The sequence below is a fragment of the Klebsiella ornithinolytica NBRC 105727 = ATCC 31898 genome, from assembly GCF_001598295.1.
GTDB classification, from domain to species: Bacteria; Pseudomonadota; Gammaproteobacteria; order Enterobacterales; family Enterobacteriaceae; genus Klebsiella; species Klebsiella ornithinolytica.
Window position 1 is genome coordinate 45,569 of the sequence record NZ_BCYR01000004.1, and the last position, 22,360, is coordinate 67,928.

Consider the following 22,360-nt stretch of genomic DNA (forward strand, 5'->3'; position numbering starts at 1 on the left):
ATGAAAAGACCTGATTGCATTCGACATTGGCGCGAACTGGAAGGCCCAGATGATGCCACTTATCCCAATAACCCGGAGCGTTTTTCCATCGGCGCGCCGCTGGCGCGAGGATTAAGGCTCAACCGGCTGGGTATTCATCATGAACGTTTGCCCCCGGGCCGTCGAACCTCTTATCCCCATGCTGAAAGTGATGAGGAGGAGTTTATCTATGTGCTGGATGGCTACCCCGAAGTCTGGATTAACGGCTATCTGTGGAAGCTTGAGCCGGGCGACAGCGTCGGTTTTCCGGCCGGAACCGGAGTGTGTCACACCTTTTTGAATAATACCGACCAGGAAGTTCGTTTGTTAGTGGTGGGGGAGTCGAACAAGAAATTTAACCGCATCTACTATCCGCTGAACCCGGAATATGCCGCTACGCGTCAGGATCGCTGGGTCGATCATCCGCCGCAATTTTTCGGCCCGCACGATGGTAAACCGCGCAGGCGCTAGCCCGTCCAGCAGATGCACAGCACCCGTCGCGGTGCTATGCCTCTGTGATTTATCTTTGTGCTATAGTAGCGCCCCTTTTTACCCGGATGCCTGTTTATCGCCATGATGCCAGAATCAACATCTCACGCTTTTGCCGCCCATCGTTTTTCCATCGCGCCGATGCTCGACTGGACAGACAGGCACTGTCGCTATTTCCTGCGCCTGCTGTCGCGCCATACGCTGCTGTATACCGAAATGGTGACGACCGGGGCGATTATTCATGGCAAAGGCGACTATCTGGCCTATAGCGAAGAAGAGCATCCGCTGGCCCTGCAGCTGGGCGGCAGCGATCCTGCTGCACTCGCGCAGTGTGCGAAACTGGCGGAAGCGCGCGGCTACGATGAGATCAACCTCAACGTCGGCTGTCCGTCCGACCGCGTGCAAAACGGGATGTTCGGCGCCTGCCTGATGGGCAATGCGCAGCTGGTAGCGGACTGTATCAAAGCGATGCGCGACGTGGTGTCCATCCCGGTCACGGTAAAAACCCGTATCGGCATCGATGACCAGGATAGCTATGAATTCCTGTGTGATTTCATCAATACCGTCTCCGGAAACGGTGAGTGCGAGATGTTTATCATCCACGCCCGCAAAGCCTGGCTCTCCGGCCTGAGTCCAAAAGAGAATCGTGAAATTCCACCGCTGGATTATCCGCGCGTTTATCAGCTGAAACGCGACTTCCCGCACCTGACGATGGCGATCAACGGCGGGATTAAGTCGCTGGAAGAGGCGAAATTGCATCTGCAGCATATGGACGGCGTGATGGTGGGGCGCGAGGCCTATCAGAATCCGGGGATCCTGACCGCGGTCGACCGGGAGGTCTTTGCGGTGGATGGTGCCGACAGCGACCCGGTCGCCGTGGTGCGCGCGATGTACCCCTATATCGAGCGTGAGCTGTCCAACGGCACCTATCTGGGCCATATCACGCGTCATATGCTGGGCCTGTTCCAGGGTATCCCAGGCGCGCGGCAGTGGCGTCGCTACCTGAGTGAAAATGCGCACAAGGCGGGGGCGGATATTAACGTGCTGGAACATGCGCTGAATCTGGTTGCCGATAAGCGTTAATCTTGCGCTAAAATTTAGTCAAATACGCCACGCCCTGATTTAATCGTCAGGGCGTTTTCCTTTAAATTCAATACGTTAATTTTGGCACGTTTCTTGTAATACCCGGAGAGTCATTCGGTTATTTCTTTGGGGAGAAGACGATGCTGGAACTCTTATTTGTCATTGGATTTTTTGTCATGTTGCTGGTCACCGGCGTGTCGATTCTGGGGATTCTTGCCGCGATTGTCGTTGCGACGGTGCTGATGTTTGTCGGCGGGCTGTTTGCGATGATGATTAAGCTGCTGCCGTGGCTGCTGTTAGCCATTGCGGTCGTGTGGGTGATTCGGTCGATAAATACGCCAAAAACGACAGGCTACCGTAGTAACAACCGCTGGCGTTATTAAGGGAGTGAGCGGTCTGTCACAACCTGAAGAATTTTGCATAGAACAGCGTAGGTTTTGCTTATTAAATCTGTCACTATTAGCGCGTTAACGAATTCATCGCGCTGTACCCTACATACAGCCGAACTAAAAAAAGTCAGGGCTTCCTTATGGAAGCCCTAAACTTTTCTGCTCTCCCGTCCCTCCCGTCATACTTCAGACTACAGGGGCGTTGGCTACGTTAGCTCACCCCGGTCACTTACTGGAGTAAGCTCCCGAGGATTCGCTCTCTTGCCGCCTTCCTGTAGCCCGAATTATTTAGGGAGGGCTTCCCGTGATACTTCGAACTACAGAAGCGTTGGCTACGTTAGCTCACCCCGGTTACTTACTGGAGTAAGCTCCCGAGGATTCGCTCTCTTGCCGCCTTCCTGTCGCCCGAATTATTTAGGCAGAGCCTCCATAAATACGCGATTAAGAGACCGAAACGTTGGCAGCGTTAACCTTGCTCGATTTACTCGTTACGGCAGCAGCAGGCTTGAGCCTTCGGTGGCGCGGCTCTCCAGCACTTCATGCGCGCGCCGGGCATCGGTCAGGGCATATTTCTGGCTGTCCGCCACGTCAACGTTAATCGCGCCGCTGGCAATCAACGAAAACAGTTCGCTGCTGGCTTCCGCCAGCTCTTGACGGTTGGTGATATAGCCCTGCAGTGAAGGACGGGTGACGTACAGCGATCCTTTCTGGTTGAGGATCCCCAGGTTGACGCCGGTTACCGGGCCGGAAGAGTTCCCGAAGCTGACCATCAGCCCCCGGCGCTGCAGGCAATCCAGCGATGCTTCCCAGGTATCTTTGCCCACGGAATCATAGACCACATGGACTTTTTTCCCTTCGGTTATCTCTTTCAGGCGTTCAACGATATTCTCTTCGCGATAGTTGATGACCTGCCAGGCGCCGGCCTGTTTTGCCCGCTGCGCTTTTTGCGCGCTGCCGACGGTACCGATCAGTTTAGCGCCCAGCGCCTTCGCCCACTGGCAGGCAATCAGCCCGACGCCACCGGCCGCCGCATGAAACAGGAACGGTTCACCGGGCTTGATTTCGTAGGTTTTCCGCAGCAGGTAATAGACCGTCAGCCCTTTCAGGAACGATGCGGCAGCCTGTTCAAAGGAGATACCGTCCGGCAAAAGAGCGGCCTTATCGGCAATCACGTTATGGACTGAGCTGTAGGCGCCCAGCGCTGACTGAGCGTAGACGACGCGGTCGCCAGCTTTAATGTGCTGCACGCTGCGTCCGACTTTCGTCACCACGCCCGCGGCTTCGGTACCCAGGCCGCTTGGCAGAGAGGGCGGCGGGTAGAGGCCGCTGCGGATGTAGGTGTCGATATAGTTAATGCCGATGGCCTTGTTCTCTACCTGGATCTCGTTTTCTTGCGGTTCCGCAGGGGTAAATTCTACGGCCTTGAGTACATCCGGCCCACCGTGTTGATGAAATTCTATTCGTGTTGCCATGATTATCTCCAGTTTCATTTGGGTGGGTCAAAACAGAGACCTGTGCTAATATTTCGACCCCATCTCTATCCCGGTATCTGTATTCAATATGGCAGGAAATAAACCCTTCAACAAACCGCAGACTGAACCCCGTGAGCGCGATCCGCAGGTCGCCGGGCTAAAAGTCCCGCCGCACTCGATTGAAGCGGAACAGTCGGTGTTGGGCGGTTTAATGCTGGACAACGAACGCTGGGACGACGTCGCCGAGCGCGTTGTGGCGGAAGATTTTTATACGCGTCCGCACCGCCATATCTTTGTGGAAATGGCGCGTCTGCAGGAGACGGGTAGCCCGATCGACCTGATTACGCTGGCGGAATCACTGGAGCGACAGGGGCAGCTGGACAGCGTTGGCGGATTCGCGTATCTGGCTGAGCTGTCAAAAAACACGCCAAGTGCGGCGAACATCAGCGCCTATGCGGACATCGTACGTGAACGCGCCGTTGTCCGTGAGATGATTTCGGTGGCGAATGAAATCGCCGAGGCGGGCTTCGACCCGCAGGGGCGTACCAGCGAAGACCTGCTCGACCTGGCCGAATCCCGGGTGTTCAAGATTGCGGAAAGCCGCGCCAACAAAGATGAAGGCCCGAAAAATATCGCCGACGTCCTCGATGCGACCGTTGCGCGTATCGAGCAGCTGTTCCAGCAGCCGCATGACGGCGTCACCGGGGTCAATACCGGCTATGACGATCTGAACAAAAAGACCGCCGGCCTGCAGCCGTCGGATCTGATTATTGTCGCCGCGCGTCCATCGATGGGTAAGACAACATTTGCGATGAACCTCGTCGAGAATGCGGCGATGTTGCAGGATAAGCCGGTACTTATCTTCAGCCTTGAGATGCCATCAGAACAGATTATGATGCGTTCCCTTGCATCGCTGTCACGGGTCGATCAGACCCGTATCCGTACCGGCCAGCTGGACGATGAAGACTGGGCGCGCATTTCCGGCACCATGGGTATCCTGCTGGAAAAACGCAATATCTACATCGATGACTCCTCCGGCCTGACGCCGACGGAAGTTCGTTCCCGCGCACGACGTATTGCCCGTGAACACGGCGGCATCGGTCTTATCATGATCGACTACCTGCAGCTGATGCGCGTACCGTCGCTCTCCGATAACCGTACGTTGGAAATTGCGGAAATTTCCCGTTCGTTAAAAGCGCTGGCGAAAGAGCTTCAGGTGCCGGTGGTTGCGCTGTCGCAGCTTAACCGCTCGCTGGAACAACGTGCCGATAAGCGCCCGGTGAACTCCGACTTGCGTGAATCAGGCTCCATTGAGCAGGACGCCGACTTAATCATGTTTATCTATCGTGACGAGGTCTATCACGAGAGCAGTGATTTAAAAGGCATCGCGGAAATTATTATTGGTAAACAGCGTAACGGGCCCATCGGGACGGTACGTCTGACCTTTAACGGGCAGTGGTCGCGCTTTGATAATTATGCGGGACCACAGTACGACGACGAATAAATCGCCGTCATCCTTCGCGCCGCCGGTGCGTTGACAGCACCGGCTCGCTCCGGTCAGTTAGTGTACTAAGCTCCCGGAGACTCTCAGGTTTGTTGCGTGACCCGGACTGCGTCCTCGCCCCTTCGGGCCAGCGCAGGCGCTGTTCAGAAACGCCTGCGCGAACACGCATGATTTAGGCGATCTTTTTATCAAGGAATTTAAATGCAAGCGGCAACTGTTGTCATTAACCGCCGCGCTCTGCGACACAACCTGCAACGTCTGCGTGAACTGGCGCCTGCCAGTAAACTGGTTGCAGTGGTGAAAGCGAACGCTTACGGACACGGTCTTCTCGAGACCGCGCGAACGCTCCCTGATGCCGATGCCTTTGGCGTCGCCCGTCTCGAAGAAGCCCTGCGCCTGCGCGCTGGCGGTATCACGAAACCGGTCCTGCTGCTGGAAGGTTTCTTTGATGCGGCCGATCTGCCGGTTATTTCCGCGCAGCAACTGCATACGGCGGTACACAGCCCGGAGCAGCTGGAAGCGCTGGAGCAGGCTGAGCTGCCTGAGCCCGTCACCGTCTGGATGAAACTGGACACCGGGATGCATCGTCTGGGCGTCCTGCCGGAGCAGGCGGGTGCCTTCTGGCAGCGTTTAAGCCAGTGTAAAAACGTGCGCCAGCCGGTCAATATCGTCAGCCACTTCGCGCGGGCGGATGAGCCCGAATGCGGCGCCACCGAACGCCAGCTGGATATTTTCACCACCTTCAGTGAAGGCAAGCCTGGCCTGCGTTCCATCGCGGCATCGGGCGGAATTTTGCTGTGGCCGCAGTCGCATTTTGACTGGGTCCGCCCGGGCATCATCCTGTACGGCGTATCGCCGCTGGATAGCCCTTCCACCGGCGCAGATTTTGGTTGTCAGCCGGTGATGTCGCTGACGTCGAGCCTGATTGCCGTACGCGAACATAAAGCGGGTGAACCGGTAGGCTATGGCGGTACCTGGGTGAGCGAACGAGATACCCGGCTAGGCGTGGTGGCGATGGGCTACGGCGACGGCTACCCGCGCGCGGCGCCCACCGGTACACCGGTGCTGGTTAACGGCCGGGAAGTGCCGATTGTTGGTCGTGTGGCGATGGATATGATTTGCGTCGATCTTGGGCCTGAGGCGCAGGATAGGTCCGGCGACCCGGTGGTGCTCTGGGGGGAAGGCCTGCCCGTCGAGCGTATTGCCGCACTGACGAATGTGAGTGCTTACGAACTTATTACCCGCCTGACTTCCAGAGTCTCGATGAAGTACGTGGATTAAGCGTACGTCGGGTCGATACATCGCGGTTGTGACATCTCCGGCAGCGCTGCGCTGACCGGGGGTGTCGTCAGGAACCGACGCAGGCTTTACGCTGCGAGTCGGGAGATTCCCCTGAGGGCGAACGAGATGCGTGCGATCTTCGCCGACTTTCCGCCAACTATCCGCCAACATCCTCTCGATCTTCTTCTGCTTCCGGTTTATTGTGTTATGACCTGCCTCTCGTAAACCCGGAGAAACATCACGTGTTTCAAAAAGTTGACGCCTACGCTGGCGATCCCATTCTCTCCTTGATGGAGCGTTTCAAAGAAGATCCGCGTAGTGACAAAGTAAACCTTAGCATCGGCCTCTATTACAACGAAGACGGGATTATCCCGCAGCTACAGGCGGTTGCTGAAGCGGAAGCGCGTCTTAACGCTCAGCCGCACGGCGCCTCGTTGTATCTACCGATGGAAGGGCTGAACGCTTATCGCAACGCGATTGCCCCGCTGTTGTTCGGTGCAGAACACCCGGTGCTGGTGCAAAAGCGCGTCGCCTCTATTCAGACGCTGGGCGGTTCCGGCGCATTGAAAGTGGGTGCCGATTTTCTAAAACGCTACTTCCCGGGTTCTCGCGTTTGGGTCAGCGACCCGACCTGGGAGAACCATATCGCCATATTCGAAGGGGCTGGCTTCGAAGTAAGCACTTACCCTTGGTTTGATAACGAGACCAACGGCGTGCGTTTTGATGCGCTGCTGGCGAAACTGCAGACCCTGCCTGAGCGCGATATTGTGCTGCTACATCCGTGCTGCCATAACCCGACGGGCGCCGATCTGAATCATGCCCAGTGGGATCAAATCGCCGAGGTGCTGAAAGCGCGCAACCTGATTCCTTTCCTCGATATCGCCTATCAGGGCTTTGGGGCGGGAATGGATGATGATGCTTACGCGATTCGCGCGATCGCCCACGCCGGCATACCGATGCTGGTCAGCAACTCCTTCTCGAAAATTTTCTCGCTGTACGGTGAGCGCGTGGGCGGCCTGTCGATCGTTTGCGAAGACACAGAAACCGCAAACCGCGTGCTGGGGCAACTGAAGGCGACCGTCCGTCGCAATTACTCCAGCCCACCGAACTTTGGCGCTCAGGTTGTCGCGACCGTATTGAATGATGCGGAGCTGAAAGCCTGCTGGCTGGCGGAAGTCGAAGAGATGCGTACGCGTATTCTGGCGATGCGTCAGGAGCTGGTGAATGTCCTGAAAGAAGCGCTACCGGGCGTCAATTTTGACTACCTGCTCAAACAACGTGGGATGTTCAGCTACACCGGCCTGAGTGCGGCACAGGTTGATCGTCTGCGTGAAGAGTTTGGCGTGTATCTGATTTCCAGCGGCCGGATGTGCGTGGCGGGTCTCAATTCACGTAACGTCCAGCGCGTCGCGCAGGCATTTTCTGCCGTTATCTAATTTTCCGCGAATATCATGTCCTTTCCCGTCTGCGGGAAAGGACTACTCCCTTCCGAAGTGTGATCATTCTCTTTTTCTATGACATCTGAGCAGAAAATTCTTTTCATCGGCGAAGGCCGGGGTTAAGGTCAGGGTCCAGTAATAAGCAGCCACATTATTGAAAATTATAACGATTCGACGACTCATACGCACCGTCATCCGCGCTGTATCGCGACGGCTGCCTCAGGCGCCTTGCGGCCAGCAAAGCGGCAGTTGGCAGGATGACGCTTAAAAGGGATAACTATGCGCAAGATAACTTTGGCCTTTAGCGCCTTCTGTTTACTTTTCACGTTAAATCACTCGGCAATCGCCCTGGAGTCTTCTCCGTCACAATTAAATCCAGGTACCAACGTCGCCAGACTGGCTGAGCAGGCACCTGTTCACTGGGTTTCCGTCGCACAGATTGAAAACAGCCTGTTGGGTCGTCAGCCGTTTGCCGTGGGTTTTGATATCGATGACACCGTTCTGTTTTCCAGCCCAGGTTTCTGGCGCGGCCAAAAAACTTTCTCTCCCGGCAGCGATGCTTACCTGAAAAACCCGGAATTCTGGGAAAAAATGAATAACGGTTGGGACGAATTCAGCATGCCAAAAGAGGTGGCGCGCCATCTGATTGCGATGCATGTGAAGCGCGGCGATAGCATTTATTTCGTTACCGGGCGCAGTCAGACCAAAACTGAAACGGTCTCGAAAACGCTGCAGGATGATTTCCTGATCCCGGCGGCAAACATGAACCCGGTTATTTTTGCCGGTGACAAGCCGGGGCAGAATACGAAAGTCCAATGGCTGAAAGAGAAGAATATTAAGGTCTTCTACGGGGATTCCGATAACGACATCTCTGCCGCGCGTGATGCCGGGGCTCGCGGCATTCGCGTACTGCGCGCGTCAAACTCGTCATATAAACCTCTGCCGATGGCCGGAGCGCAGGGTGAAGAAGTGATCGTCAATTCAGAATACTAATTTCACCTTCTGCGCAAATGTGTCAGAAGCGAAAGCGGCAGCCTCCGGGCTGCCGCTTTTTTGTACGAAAAAGCGCGTGGGGAGGTTTTACCTTTTCGCTTATTGCTGCACACTTAGAGAGATTCATTCGCAACAGGAGTCGTTTATGTGGCATCAACAAACTTTGACGTTAGGCGCAAAATCTCGCGGTTTTCATCTGGTAACTGACGAGATCCTCGGCCAGCTCCACGCGCTGTCGCGCGTCAAAGTCGGTATGTTGCATCTGCTGCTCCAGCACACTTCCGCTTCCCTGACGCTTAACGAAAACTGCGATCCGACCGTCCGCTACGACATGGAGCAGTATTTTCTCAACGCGGTGCCGGATAATGCGCCGTACGAACATGATTATGAAGGTCCTGATGATATGCCGTCGCATATCAAGTCGTCGATGCTTGGCGTCTCCCTGTTGCTGCCGGTGCAGGACGGGCGCGTCAGTCTGGGGACCTGGCAAGGGATCTGGTTAGGGGAACATCGTATTCACGGCGGTTCGCGGCATATCGTTGCGACGCTCACGGGGGAATAACAGATGACAATTTCGGAGTTATTGCTGTACTGCATGGCAAAACCGGGCGCAGAGCAAAGCGTGCACAGCGACTGGAAGGCCACGCAGATTAAAGTGTCGGACGTGCTCTTTGCATTAGTGAAAGAAGTGGAAGATAAGCGGCCAGCCGTGTCGCTGAAAGCCAGTCCGGAGCTTGCCGAACTGCTGCGGGAACAGCATGTGGATATCCGCCCCAGCAGACATCTGAATAAAGCCCACTGGAGTACGGTCTTTCTTGATGGGTCTTTGCCGGATTCGCAGATTTACTACCTGGTGGATGCCTCCTACCAGCAGGCGGTACGGCTGCTGTCGGAACCAACCCGACAGCAGCTTTCACGGTGATTAGCTCAGCAAGGGTTTGAGGAAGCGCGCGGTGTGCGAGGCTTCGCACTCTGCAACGGTCTCTGGCGTACCGGAGACGAGGATTTCACCGCCGCCGCTGCCGCCTTCCGGCCCAAGATCAACGATCCAGTCCGCCGTTTTGATGACATCCAGGTTGTGCTCAATGACCACGATGGTGTTGCCCTGATCGCGCAGCTGGTGCAGAACGTCCAGCAGCTGCTGGATATCGGCAAAGTGCAGCCCCGTCGTCGGCTCATCGAGAATATACAGCGTCTGGCCGGTGCCGCGTTTTGACAGCTCGCGCGCCAGCTTCACGCGCTGGGCCTCGCCGCCGGACAGCGTCGTAGCGGACTGGCCGAGACGAATATAGGTCAGGCCGACGTCCATCAGCGTTTGCAGCTTACGCGCCAGCGCTGGAACGGCATCAAAGAACTCACGCGCTTCTTCAATGGTCATATCCAGCACTTCATGAATGGTCTTGCCTTTGTACTTAATCTCCAGCGTTTCGCGGTTATAGCGCTTGCCTTTGCACTGGTCACACGGCACATAAATATCCGGCAGGAAGTGCATTTCGACTTTAATCACGCCATCACCCTGGCAGGCTTCACAGCGCCCGCCGCGGACGTTAAAACTGAAGCGCCCAGGCGTATAGCCGCGTGAGCGCGATTCCGGCACGCCGGCAAACAGTTCACGTACCGGTGTGAAGACGCCGGTATAGGTTGCCGGGTTTGAGCGCGGCGTACGGCCGATCGGGCTCTGGTCGATATCGATGACCTTATCGAAGTGTTCCAGCCCCTGCACATCGCGATATGGCGCAGGTTCGACGATGGTGGCGCCGTTGAGCTGACGCTGGGCAATCGGGAACAGCGTATCGTTAATCAGCGTTGATTTACCTGAACCGGAGACCCCGGTGATACAGGTAAAGAGGCCGACCGGCAGCGTCAGCGTCACATCCTTCAGGTTGTTACCGCGCGCACCGGTGAGCCTGAGCACTTTTTCCGCGTCGGCAGGCACGCGCTGCTTCGGTACTTCAATCTTGCGTTTGCCGCTCATGTACTGCCCGGTCAGGGATTCAGGCACCGCCATGATCGCGTCCAGCGTTCCTTCAGCCACGACCTGGCCGCCGTGTACCCCGGCCCCTGGGCCGATATCGATGACGTGGTCGGCGGCGCGGATGGCGTCTTCATCATGCTCGACGACAATCACCGTATTGCCCAGATTACGCAGATGAACCAGCGTGCCGAGCAGACGTTCGTTATCGCGCTGATGCAGGCCGATGGACGGCTCATCCAGCACATACATCACGCCGACCAGGCCGGCGCCAATCTGGCTTGCCAGGCGAATACGCTGGGCTTCACCGCCGGAGAGCGTTTCTGCCGAACGGGAGAGCGTCAGGTAGTTCAGGCCGACGTTGACGAGGAATTTCAGGCGATCGCCAATCTCTTTCAGCACTTTCTCCGCAATTTGCGCCCGCTGGCCGGACAGCTTCAGATTGGTGAAGAAATCCATCGCGTGGCCAATGCTCATGTCAGAGATGGTGGGCAGCGGCGTATTTTCGACAAAGACGTGGCGGGCTTCGCGGCGCAGACGGGTACCGTCACAGCTGGCGCACGGGCGATTGCTGATAAATTTCGCCAGCTCTTCGCGCACCGCGCTGGATTCCGTCTCTTTGTAGCGGCGTTCCATATTATGCAGCACGCCTTCGAACGGGTGACGGCGTACTGAAGTATCGCCACGGTCGTTCATGTATTTGAATTCAATATTCTCTTTGCCTGAACCGTACAAAATGACCTTCTGTACGTCGGCGTTCAGGGTGCCCCACGGCGCCTCGATATCGAACTGATAATGCTCTGCCAGCGACTTCAGCATCTGGAAGTAGTAGAAGTTACGGCGATCCCAGCCGCGAATGGCGCCGCCCGCCAGCGACAGCTCCGCATTCTGGATAACCCTGTCGGGATCGAAGTACTGCTGAACGCCCAGACCATCACAGGTCGGGCAGGCGCCTGCCGGGTTGTTGAACGAAAACAGACGAGGTTCCAGTTCACGCATGCTGTAGCCGCAAATCGGGCAGGCAAAATTGGCGGAGAACAGCAGCTCTTCCGCTTTTTCATCGTCCATATTGGCGACAACGGCGGTACCGCCGGAAAGATCCAGAGCGGTTTCAAAGGATTCGGCCAGACGCTGGGACAGATCGTCACGCACTTTGAAGCGATCGATCACCACCTCAATGGTGTGTTTCTTTTGCAGTTCCAGCTTCGGCGGATCGGAAAGATCGCAGACCTCGCCGTCGATCCTCGCGCGGATATAGCCCTGGCTGGCCAGGTTCTCCAGCGTTTTGGTGTGCTCGCCTTTACGTTCTTTAATGATTGGCGCCAGCAGCATCAGGCGCTGGCCTTCCGGTTGCGAGAGCACGTTGTCGACCATCTGGCTGACGGTCTGTGCGGCCAGAGGAACATCATGGTCCGGGCAGCGCGGCTCGCCGACGCGCGCGTACAGCAGGCGCAGATAGTCGTGAATTTCGGTAATGGTCCCCACCGTAGAGCGAGGGTTATGGGACGTTGATTTCTGTTCAATGGAAATCGCCGGCGACAGCCCTTCGATATGATCGACGTCCGGCTTCTCCATTAGCGACAGGAACTGGCGCGCATAGGCAGAGAGTGATTCAACGTAGCGACGTTGCCCTTCGGCATACAGTGTGTCGAAAGCCAATGAGGATTTGCCTGACCCTGACAGCCCGGTGACGACAATCAGTTTGTCGCGTGGGATGACGAGGTTGATGTTTTTGAGATTATGGGTGCGGGCGCCCCGAACTTCGATCTTATCCATTCACCTTTCCCGGTAGATACGCGGATTGCCTGGTTTGTTAGAAGGACAAACGGCAGAAACGGCTAATTATGACACAATTTAACCTGTTTGAATATACAGTATCGGAATGCATTTTCCTGCGGGGTGTGCAAAAATGTCTTACCGCGAGAGTTATCTGGAACATACTTCCCAGCTATCAACATAGCGCCTGGAAATGGTACACTCGCGCGTTTACACTATTAAGAAACGCATTCAGGAGACACAAACATGGCCAGCAGAGGCGTAAACAAGGTGATTCTCGTCGGTAATCTGGGCCAGGACCCGGAAGTACGCTACATGCCGAGTGGTGGCGCAGTTGCCAACATTACGCTGGCTACTTCCGAATCCTGGCGTGATAAAGCGACCGGTGAGATGAAAGAGCAGACTGAATGGCACCGCGTTGTGCTGTTCGGCAAACTGGCGGAAGTGGCCGGCGAGTATCTGCGTAAAGGTTCTCAGGTCTATATTGAAGGCCAACTGCGTACCCGTAAATGGACTGACCAATCTGGTCAGGAAAAATACACCACCGAGATCGTGGTTAACGTTGGCGGCACGATGCAAATGCTCGGCGGTCGTCAGCAGGGCGCAGGCGCTCCGGCAGGCGGCGGTCAGCAGCAGGGCGGTTGGGGTCAGCCTCAGCAGCCGCAGGGCGGCAACCAGTTTAGCGGCGGCGCACAGTCTCGTCCGCAGCAGCAGGCACCGGCAGCACCTTCTAACGAACCCCCGATGGATTTCGATGACGATATCCCGTTCTAAGACCATCCTTAGACACTGCCGTTAAAGCATAAGAAAAAGCCCCGTTTTGGGGCTTTTTTATGTCTGCTCTCTCCGCGTATCCAGCGATGCGACCGCCTCACGGCGTGGCGGGAGCGCTCTGTTCCGCGGCGGGCGCTGCCGCGCCGCTGGAGTGGGCCGTGGCTTTTTGCTTCCGCGCCATCTCATCGACGATCAGCCGATAGGCAATGTAGTACTTATAGATATTGCTGACGTAAGTGACGGTCTCGGAACCGATCTTCTCCGCGGCCAGATATTCCACATTGCCAAACCAGATATCAGGGTTAAAACCGCGCTTGCTGGTTTCTGTCCGCAGGCGGGCGATACGGGCTGGCCCGGCGTTATAGGATGCGAATGAAAAGAGCGCTTTGTCGAGTCGGGTCATCGGCTCGTCGCCATAGTAATGGTCGATCATCCAGCGCATATATTTCACCCCGGCATGGATATTCGGATCCAGCTTGCTGATATCTCCGACCTTCAGCTCTTTGCCGGTCCGCGGCATCACCTGCATAACGCCGATGGCGCCCACGTGGCTACGAACCGACTGATTGAGACGCGATTCCTGATAACCCTGGGCCGCCATTAACAGCCAGTCAACGTCATATCGATCGCCGTATTTACGGAAGATATCCACCATCGCCAGAAATTTCTGCCGTTCCTTCTGCGCGGCGGCATTTTTGACATATTTCGCGTTCTTCAGATAGCGCAACAGGATGGTATTTCCCAGCTTGCTGCCCTGACCGTTAGCCTTCACAAAGTGGTTTAGCGAGGCGAGAAGCTGCGGGCTGTTTTTACGTACCGCCCAGCCGATGCTGGCATCTTTACGCAGGACAATGTCCTGATGCACCTCAATTTTGGGAAATACTTGTTTCCAGAACAGAGCCTTATGACGATCGACGACCGTCAACGGAATAAGGCCAGCGCTGAGCATTTCTATCAGGTCCTCATCTTCGAGCGATTCCGGAGCGGCTGCGATAATAACCGGCGGACGAGATTCTTTCGCAAAGTGGGCATTCAGGGCGACCAGGCTTTGGTAATAGCTTGATGACTGACGAACAAATACCTCTTTGCCAGAAAGTTGTTCCAGGTTGGCGACTTCCGGTGAACCTGGCCCGGAGAGCAGGAGCTCCTGAACATTGGAATAGAGCGGTATCGTGAAGTCAGCCTGCTGCTGCCGCTCCTCGGTAACCGTAAGATTTGCGGCGACGATATCTCCTTTGCCGGCAACGAGTGCGCTGAAAAGCTGGTCGCGGGCCACCGGGACGAAAATGATCCGTACCTTGAGATGGCGATGTTTGAGCTTTTTCTCCTTCATCAACTGTTGATTAAGGCTGCGTTCGTACTCAATAAAGATGTCATGCGTTGCCCCGCGCTGGGTGCCTTTGTCGATAAAGAAAAAGGTTTTGCTGTAAGTGGTTAACACTCTGATGACGCGTCTGTCGAGCATACCGGGGAGATCGCCTTGCCAGGGCTTCTGCATCTCTTGCGTATTGAGTTCCAGCGCCTCTCGTTTTTCCTGAGGCGGTGGTTTCTTTTCCCCAACTGCCGCATAAACGGAACCGGCAAACAGCAGGGCAATAAGGCAGGCAAAGCTGGCGATAGCGGGTCGTTGAAATGAGAGGATGTTCATGGAGAGAGGCTCCGCAGGTGCATCCCTTTATTTTAGTCAACTCTGGGGGGGTTAGCCTGTTCGTTTTCCCGACCGCGCGGGGAGACATCGCCGGTTGTGTCAGAGGCGAGCGCGACTTTTGTGCTGCAAAAAGAGAGACTCTTTGCCTCGATTCTGGCAGGCATATTGCTGGGCGGGCTATGCTCTCTGTTGTGGGGTATTCATTTTATTTTTATAAAGGGATCAGCAGCCATAAATGATTATGGAGATAATATGATTGAATAATGTTTTTTTTATGTTGTTGTAAGTGTTGTTATTAATTATTTGAGTGTCTTGAGAATATTGTTTGTAATTTATCCTGTTGTTTTATTTGTTATATTTTAATCTGTTTCCGCTGTTTTACATTATCAACTTGATAATGAATCTCATTTCTAATAACGTGATAACGCACAATAATCATCTCTAAGGCTGATCGAAAGACGCTATCTAAGAATAGTGCAGGCGCGTATTTTTCATTTTTGACAGGGTGAGATTTTATATTTTGGCCACAGGCTAGTTATATCCCGTTCATTCTCCGGGAGGGCCTTGCTATGCCAAAACCAGGCATGAAGTTGTTCGCATGAAAATGATTGCCGCTGTTTATCTCAGGATGAAGGAGGCGCGCCCCGACAGCAAAAAAAGAAAACAGGGCATACTCCATGAAACGAAACTCACACTACTCGCTGGCCGTGCTAATTCATCTGGCTATCTGGGGCGCGGCGCTACCCGCGCAGGCCGCCGACAGCAGCATACCGGAAGAGGCAAAGGACGCCGACAGCGCTGCGGCCAAAAACGAAGAGACGATGGTCGTGACCGCTGCCAGACAGACCTTACAGGCGCCGGGCGTTTCAACGCTCACGGCTGACGAAATACGCAAACACCCGCCGGCACGCGATATCTCCGAACTGATTCGTACTCAGCCGGGGGTGAACCTCACCGGCAACTCGACCAGCGGCCAGCGCGGGAATAACCGGCAGATCGATATCCGCGGTATGGGACCAGAGAATACGCTGATCCTGATCGATGGTAAGCCGGTGACCAGTCGCAATTCGGTACGCTATGGCTGGCGCGGCGATCGCGATACGCGTGGCGACACCGGTTGGGTTCCCGCGGAGATGATCGACCACATTGATGTGATTCGCGGCCCTGCGGCGGCGCGCTATGGCAACGGCGCAATGGGTGGCGTCGTGAATATCATCACTAAGCCTGTGAATAACGAATGGCATGGCTCCTGGAATACCTACATGAATGCGCCTCAGCACCGAAAAGAGGGGGCGACGAAGCGGACGAACTTCAGCCTTGAGGGGCCGATGTCGGACAGCGTGAGTTTTAATTTATGGGGCAATCTGAGTAAAACCCAGGCTGATGCCCAGGATATTAACGCCGGCCACGAGGCGGAGCGGACCGGCAGCTATGCCGGATCTTATCCTGCCGGGCGTGAAGGGGTGGTGAACAAAGATATCCACGGTAAGCTGCGCTGGGAATTTGCCCCTATGCAGGCGCTGGAGTTTGAAACCGGCTATAGCCGCCAGGGCAACCTCTACGCGGGCGATACGCAGAATACCAATACCAGTACGCTAGTGAAAAGCATGTACGGTAAAGAGACCAACCGAATTTACCGTCAGACCTACGGCCTTACCTGGACCGGAGGCTGGGACAACGGCGTCACCAGCAACAGCTATGCGCAGTATGAACATACCCGTAACTCCCGTATGAATGAAGGTCTGGCGGGCGGGACCGAGGGCATCTTCTCCAGCAGCGAATTCTCGGATATCGATCTGGCGGACGTTCTGCTGCACAGCGAGGTCAATATTCCGTTTACCCTGGGCGTTGAGCAGAACCTGACGCTGGGCACCGAGTGGAATCAGCAGCGTATGAAAGATGGCGTGTCGACCACCCAGGCGCTCTCTTACGGCGCCATCGACGGTATTTCGACCTCCGGCCGCACTCCTTACAGCAGCGCCGAAATTTTCTCGCTGTTTACGGAAGATAATATCGCGCTAACCGAGAGTACGATGCTGACGCCGGCTCTGCGTTTTGACCATCACAGCCTCGTCGGTAATAACTGGAGCCCGTCGCTTAATCTGTCGCAGGGACTGAGCGACGACTGGACCCTGAAGCTCGGCATTGCCCGCGCCTATAAAGCGCCGAACCTCTATCAGCTTAACCCCAACTATATTCTCTATAGTAACGGCCAGGGGTGCTACGCCAGCAGTTCGGCTTGTTATCTGATGGGAAATAGCGATCTGAAGGCGGAAACCAGCGTTAACAAAGAGATTGGTCTGGAATACAAGCACGAAGGCTATCAGGCGGGGATAACCTGGTTCCGTAACGACTACCACAATAAAATTGAGTCCGGGTATTCAGCCGTCGGTACGGCGAGCAATGGAACAACGAATATTTATCAGTGGGAGAACGTCCCCAAAGCGCTGGTGGAGGGGCTGGAAGGTTCGCTTAACCTGCCGGTGAGTGAAACGGTCAACTGGAGTAATAACCTGACCTGGATGTTGCAAAGTAAGAACAAGACGACCGGCGATCGCCTGTCGGTGATTCCGCAGTTTACCCTTAACTCTACGCTCGGCTGGCAGGTCCGCGACGATCTCTCGTTGCAAAGCACTTTTACCTGGTACGGGCGGCAGAAACCTAAGCGTTTCAATTACAAAGGTGAGGCGGTATCCGGTAGTGAGCTGAACGAAGTGAGTCCGTACAGCATCGTCGGGCTGAGCGCGACCTGGGATGTGAACAAAAATCTGAGCCTGACCAGCGGCGTGGATAACCTCTTTGATATACGCCACTATCGTGCCGGGAATGCACAAACGACCGGGAACGCGACCACCGGCGCCTATTTATACGGTGCCGGGGCGGAGACCTATAATGAGTCAGGGCGGACCTTCTATGTCAGTGTAAATACACATTTCTGATCCTGTTCTGCCTGGCCGGGAACATTGCGCTGTTCCCGGCCTTTTATTTTTATCGCCAGGAAACATTATCCAGTTGTTCATTGATGCGCTGGCGAAACTGCGTGGGAGTGACCGAATAATACCTCTTAAATGTCCGGTTAAATGCGCTGATGTCTTCATATCCGGCCATAATACAAATATCGACGATACGGAAAGCTGGCTGCACCTGTAATAAATCACGGCATAGCGACATGCGCTGTTGCCTGATATATTCCATCGGCGACATATTAAAATGATGGCGGAACAAACGAAAGAGGTGCCACTCGGAATACCCGGAAAACGCGCTGAGTGCATTGACCGTGAGTTTTTTCTCGAGGTTGTTTTTTATCCAGCGCACCAGTTCGTTGAGAACGGACTGCTGGATCTCATTTCTACGCATGATTCATGCTCATTCCAGGACCGGGCCCCTCCATCACGTGGCGGGAGGGCTGCAGGCGGCCAGGTAAATGCCTCACCCTCCATGGTAAGGCGCCACTACTTTACTTTTTTGATATAACGCTTGATGTGCTTTGATGTTCCCATAAGCCTCTCATACTCTATTCTGCTATTTTGAGGAAAATATGAAGAATGCATACAAATTGACACCCGCAACCCTTGCAGGTACTACGGAGCGTTACTGCATAATTTATTCAATATCTCTTCATTTTAAGTTCGGTATTTCAGGGTAAATTTCCGGTGTTCCTGGTTTATCCCAGAGAGCATCATTCCTGACAAGATCATTCCCCCTTTCACCCCATTAGAAAGGGGGCTTTTTGTTTTATACCTTACAGTCATTGTGCGCTCTCATTCGGTTATCAGGTTGCTGCTCAGACTAATTTATTCGAACGAAGTTCCGTTAAGTTTTATTTTTTTCTCCAGCCAATAACATCCATTTTTTCTCCATTGTTTCGCCATAATGAAGTGTAATTCTGCGCGTTGCTTACGCAAATCCCAGCAGAATTCTGCTATCGCCAAATATCTCTTAGACGAAAACGTCCATGCTAAAGAAAATAAATATCATTGCCGGGTTATTAATGTCTCCCTTAACACTTTATGCATCAACAACGTACACAATTGATGATATTCGTTTTGAAGGGTTGCAGCGCGTGACGGTAGGGGCCGCGCTATTAAGCATGCCCATCCATGCCGGAGAACCGGTATCTAATGATGATATTAGCGAGTCGCTACGCGCTTTATATGCCAGCGGTAATTTTGAAAATGTCCAGATCCTGCGCGATGGCACGACGCTGGTGGTACAACTTAAAGAGCGTCCGACGATCGCCAAATTAAGTTTTTCGGGGAATAAAGCGGTGAAGGATGATGCCCTGAAGGACAATCTGGCAGCCAGCGGCGTCGAAGAAGGAAGTGCATTAGATCGTAATGCTCTCAGTGAAATAGAAAAAGGATTACAGGATTTCTATTATAGCGTCGGGAAATACAGCGCGCAGGTTCATGCTGTGGTCACGCCGCTGCCGCGAAACCGCGTCGATTTAAAGTTTGTTTTTCAGGAAGGTATCGCCGCGACGATTGCCCAGATTAATATTATCGGCAATAAAGCCTTCCGCGAGGAAACGCTACTGGACCAGCTGCAGCTGCGTGATCATGTTCCGTGGTGGAACGTGATTGGCGACAAGAAATATCAGAAACAAAAAATGGAAGCAGACCTGGAAACCCTGCGTAGTTATTATCTCGATCGTGGCTATGCGCGCTTTGCTATTAACTCCAGTCAGGTCAGCATCACACCGGATAAAAAGTCGCTGTATCTTACGGTCAATCTCTCTGAAGGCGAGCGCTATAAAGTCACCAGTACGCGGGTGAGCGGCGAGATGGCCGGGCACACGCAAGAGACAGAAGCGCTGGCGCAGCCTCTGTCGGGCAAATGGTACAGTGGAGCCGACATTACCGCCGTTGAAAACAGCATCAAAAAGCGCTTTGGTAAATATGGCTATGCCTGGCCCCAGGTGAATACCCGTACGGAAATTGATGAGGCCAACAAAAGTGTGACTCTACATATCAATGTTGATGCCGGACGTCGTTATTCCGTGCGCCAGATCCGTTTTGCCGGCAATGATACTTCGCGTGACGCCGTCTTGCGTCGTGAAATGCGGCAAATGGAGGGGGCGTGGCTCAACGACGAAAAAGTACAGCAAGGGAAAGAGCGGCTGGATCGTACGGGCTTTTTTGAAACGGTGGGTAAAGAAATCACCCCGGTTGCCGGGAGCCAGGATCAGGTCGACGTGATCTATAAAGTGAAAGAACGTAACACCGGTTCGTTTAACGTGGGCCTGGGATTTGGGACAGACAGCGGCATCAGCTATCAGCTTGGCGTCACTCAGGATAACTGGTTAGGCACCGGCAACAGCGTGAGTTTTAACGGCACACGTAACAGCTACCAGTCCTATGTTGAACTGGGCGCCACCGATCCCTATTTTACCGTTGATGGCGTCAGCCTGGGCGGGAAAATTTTCTACAACAGCTACGATGCCGCCGATGCAGATGCCGGGAGCTATAACCAGCAAAGTTACGGGCTGGGGAGTAATCTTGGCTTCCCGATTAGCGAGAATAACTCGCTGAATGTGGGTATTGATTACGTCCATAACTACCTGACGAACATGGATCCGGAGCTGACGACGTGGAATTACCTTAATTCGCGAGGTATTTATCCGAACGTGGTCACCAAAGATGGTGACAGCGGGGCGAAGTATAGCGCCAACGACATTTTTGCCAGTCTGGGCTGGAGCTACAACAATCTCGATCGCGGTTTTTTCCCTCGTTCCGGCAATAAAAGCAGTCTGAGCGGTAAAGTGACCGTGCCGGGATCAGACAACAGCTACTACAAACTCACCCTCGATACCACGCAATATCTCCCTCTTAATGAAGGGAAAAGCTGGGTCTGGATGGAGCATCTGAAAGCAGGTTATGCCGGCGGTCTGAACGGGAATTCGGTTCCGTTTTACGATAACTTCTATGCCGGAGGGTCGTCGTCAGTGCGGGGGTTCTCTTCCAATACGATTGGTCCAAAAGCAGCCTACTATCGCTGTAACGGGACTGAAAGCAGCTACAGTCACTGCCCGGTTGAAAGCTCTTCGGATGCGGTGGGCGGAAATGCCATGGCGGTTGTGAATAGCGAATTTATTATTCCGACGCCGTTTATTAATGATAAATATGCCGACAGTTTACGTACCTCGCTGTTCGTCGATGCGGGGACGGTATGGAGTACGTCATGGCAAAATACCGCTCAGACGCAGGCTGCCGGGATCCCTGACTACGGCGACCCGCTGCATATTCGTATGTCGGCAGGGATTGCCGTGCAATGGATGTCGCCGCTGGGGCCGCTGGTCTTTTCCTGGGCCGAACCATTTAAAAAATATGATGGCGATAAAGCGGAGCAGTTTCAGTTTAATATCGGGAAAACCTGGTAAATATCCACAAATAATGCGATGGGTTGATGACAACCCGTCGCGTCCTTTTTAACTGTAGCCGGCACATCGCTCATCCGCGTATTGTAAATTTATACCCGGCGCAATGTAGAATTATGTATTTATATTCTTAATGCCTACGTATTTTATATTAGTTCTCCGCTGACTATTTATCTGTTCATTGACAGCTCATCGTGATTTTACATCATAATGTTGCCGGGAGGGCTTGCGGATAATTATAATCTTTGCTATGACTATCTACGTGGCTATTTCCCGGAAAGCACAAGGACGCGACATGAAATGGACAATTCAGAATACAATTATCTGCCCACATTCTGGTGTGGCATTTTCAAGCATCTCGAGATTGCGCTTTTTAAAATTTATCATATGGTATGAAGCCGATATTCTGTTGCTTCCCGGGGAATCCATGAAACTGTATTCCTCGGAAGTATTAGTTAATGGAAAATATCATTATATTAAGGTCTATAATATTTCAACCTACAGCCATGCACAATGGGAAGCCTTAAGGGAAAGGCCATCCTGCCCCTATGATTTCGGGGCTACCACGATAGAGGGTTGCTGTTATCAGCCGCATTGTGCGATTAAACGTTGCCCTGGCAGTTTCAAGCACCACGCGTTGTGCTAACGAAACCCATGCTAACTATTTGTATTTTCACAAATAAAATAAGGGGTGTTTGTTGACATAAAGACCCATGAGTCATGTTTTATCTTTAATATTTTGATAATGAACCGATCTTCTTTTCTGATCTCCGTAAAGAACGGCGGTAGAATCTCATCGAATTTTTCAGGAAGCGCAGTGGCATTCGAGCGAATATTCGTGTCGCTACTTCTGAAAATATAAATGTTATTTTTATTTTTTACATAGGTTATATATTTTCTGATGCTGATATTATCCATTGAATTTCCTGAGCTACCGGTGAATGTAATTAATCCATCACCATCGCTGGCAAAGAAAGTGACAGAGAAAGCAAATTCTTTACCATCATTAACTATTGAAAAAGCGGACGTGCAGTTAATGCTTTCACCGTCATCAGATGAGCTGATGTAATAAAAAGCAAGGCTTATTGTGATAATAATGACTGTATATGCAAGAGCTTTATTTATCTTTCGTGTTTTCATGTTGTG

18 protein-coding genes are annotated in these 22,360 nt (G+C 53.6%); 13 read left to right on the top strand and 5 right to left on the bottom strand.

Annotation, left to right across the window (positions count from 1 at the left end; all coding sequences use genetic code 11):
• From ROR01S_RS10085 to pspG, 3 genes are all read left to right on the top strand, one after another.
• Positions 1-489 carry a cupin domain-containing protein gene (locus ROR01S_RS10085; protein WP_004856461.1) on the top strand — a complete coding sequence of 163 codons (489 nt, stop codon included), beginning with the start codon at positions 1-3 and terminating at the stop codon, positions 487-489.
• Positions 490-591: 102 nt separating this feature from the next.
• Positions 592-1,590 carry a tRNA dihydrouridine(20/20a) synthase DusA gene (gene dusA, locus ROR01S_RS10090; RefSeq protein ID WP_064359432.1) on the top strand — a complete coding sequence of 333 codons (999 nt, stop codon included), beginning with the start codon at positions 592-594 and terminating at the stop codon, positions 1,588-1,590.
• A gap of 140 nt (positions 1,591-1,730) precedes the next feature.
• On the top strand, positions 1,731-1,973 hold the full coding sequence (gene pspG, locus ROR01S_RS10095) for an envelope stress response protein PspG (RefSeq protein WP_004856466.1): 243 nt from the start codon (positions 1,731-1,733) through the stop codon (positions 1,971-1,973).
• Between the two features lie 494 nt (positions 1,974-2,467).
• Here the strand turns inward: pspG and ROR01S_RS10100 are convergent, their stop codons facing one another.
• A complete protein-coding gene (locus ROR01S_RS10100) occupies positions 2,468-3,451 on the bottom strand; it encodes a quinone oxidoreductase (protein ID WP_004856468.1) in 984 nt (327 codons plus the stop codon).
• A gap of 88 nt (positions 3,452-3,539) precedes the next feature.
• Between ROR01S_RS10100 and dnaB the strand changes: the two genes are divergently transcribed.
• From dnaB to ROR01S_RS10130, 6 genes are all read left to right on the top strand, one after another.
• Positions 3,540-4,955, top strand: coding sequence for a replicative DNA helicase (gene dnaB, locus ROR01S_RS10105; RefSeq protein WP_064359433.1), 1,416 nt, complete (start codon positions 3,540-3,542; stop codon positions 4,953-4,955).
• Positions 4,956-5,156: 201 nt separating this feature from the next.
• Positions 5,157-6,236, top strand: coding sequence for an alanine racemase (alr, locus tag ROR01S_RS10110; protein ID WP_004856473.1), 1,080 nt, complete (start codon positions 5,157-5,159; stop codon positions 6,234-6,236).
• A 242-nt stretch (positions 6,237-6,478) separates the two neighbouring features.
• Positions 6,479-7,672, top strand: a complete 1,194-nt coding sequence (gene tyrB, locus ROR01S_RS10115) for an aromatic amino acid transaminase (RefSeq protein WP_032718544.1) — start codon at positions 6,479-6,481, stop codon at positions 7,670-7,672.
• A 282-nt stretch (positions 7,673-7,954) separates the two neighbouring features.
• Complete coding sequence (gene aphA, locus ROR01S_RS10120) at positions 7,955-8,668, top strand: acid phosphatase AphA (RefSeq protein WP_004856476.1); 714 nt, start codon at positions 7,955-7,957, stop codon at positions 8,666-8,668.
• Positions 8,669-8,813: 145 nt separating this feature from the next.
• Positions 8,814-9,230: a secondary thiamine-phosphate synthase enzyme YjbQ gene (locus ROR01S_RS10125; protein ID WP_004856477.1), complete on the top strand. Its 417-nt coding sequence runs from the start codon at positions 8,814-8,816 to the stop codon at positions 9,228-9,230.
• Positions 9,231-9,233: 3 nt separating this feature from the next.
• Positions 9,234-9,590 carry an MmcQ/YjbR family DNA-binding protein gene (locus ROR01S_RS10130; RefSeq protein WP_004856479.1) on the top strand — a complete coding sequence of 119 codons (357 nt, stop codon included), beginning with the start codon at positions 9,234-9,236 and terminating at the stop codon, positions 9,588-9,590.
• Here ROR01S_RS10130 and uvrA read toward each other — a convergent pair whose 3' ends face one another.
• Entirely contained in the window at positions 9,591-12,416 is a 2,826-nt protein-coding gene (gene uvrA / locus ROR01S_RS10135; RefSeq protein ID WP_004856481.1) for an excinuclease ABC subunit UvrA, read from the bottom strand.
• 246 nt (positions 12,417-12,662) lie between these two features.
• Between uvrA and ssb1 the strand changes: the two genes are divergently transcribed.
• The gene (ssb1, locus tag ROR01S_RS10140) at positions 12,663-13,190 is read left to right on the top strand and encodes a single-stranded DNA-binding protein SSB1 (RefSeq protein WP_004856483.1); all 528 of its coding nucleotides are present in this window, start codon (positions 12,663-12,665) and stop codon (positions 13,188-13,190) included.
• Between the two features lie 97 nt (positions 13,191-13,287).
• Here ssb1 and ROR01S_RS10145 read toward each other — a convergent pair whose 3' ends face one another.
• Positions 13,288-14,838, bottom strand: coding sequence for an MltF family protein (locus ROR01S_RS10145; protein WP_015585363.1), 1,551 nt, complete (start codon positions 14,836-14,838; stop codon positions 13,288-13,290).
• 677 nt (positions 14,839-15,515) lie between these two features.
• Here ROR01S_RS10145 and ROR01S_RS10150 point away from each other — a divergent pair.
• Positions 15,516-17,777 (top strand): TonB-dependent siderophore receptor, encoded by a 2,262-nt coding sequence (locus ROR01S_RS10150; protein ID WP_015585362.1) that lies wholly within the window; start codon positions 15,516-15,518, stop codon positions 17,775-17,777.
• A 49-nt stretch (positions 17,778-17,826) separates the two neighbouring features.
• Here the strand turns inward: ROR01S_RS10150 and ROR01S_RS10155 are convergent, their stop codons facing one another.
• Positions 17,827-18,195, bottom strand: a complete 369-nt coding sequence (locus ROR01S_RS10155; protein WP_064359434.1) for a helix-turn-helix transcriptional regulator — start codon at positions 18,193-18,195, stop codon at positions 17,827-17,829.
• Between the two features lie 598 nt (positions 18,196-18,793).
• Between ROR01S_RS10155 and bamA the strand changes: the two genes are divergently transcribed.
• Positions 18,794-21,217 (top strand): outer membrane protein assembly factor BamA, encoded by a 2,424-nt coding sequence (gene bamA / locus ROR01S_RS10160; RefSeq protein WP_064359435.1) that lies wholly within the window; start codon positions 18,794-18,796, stop codon positions 21,215-21,217.
• A gap of 292 nt (positions 21,218-21,509) precedes the next feature.
• Entirely contained in the window at positions 21,510-21,860 is a 351-nt protein-coding gene (iraM, locus tag ROR01S_RS26030) for an anti-adapter protein IraM (protein WP_073972287.1), read from the top strand.
• An 11-nt stretch (positions 21,861-21,871) separates the two neighbouring features.
• Here iraM and ROR01S_RS27515 read toward each other — a convergent pair whose 3' ends face one another.
• Positions 21,872-22,354, bottom strand: coding sequence for a YqeJ family protein (locus tag ROR01S_RS27515; protein ID WP_224050099.1), 483 nt, complete (start codon positions 22,352-22,354; stop codon positions 21,872-21,874).
• Positions 22,355-22,360 lie beyond the last annotated feature (6 nt).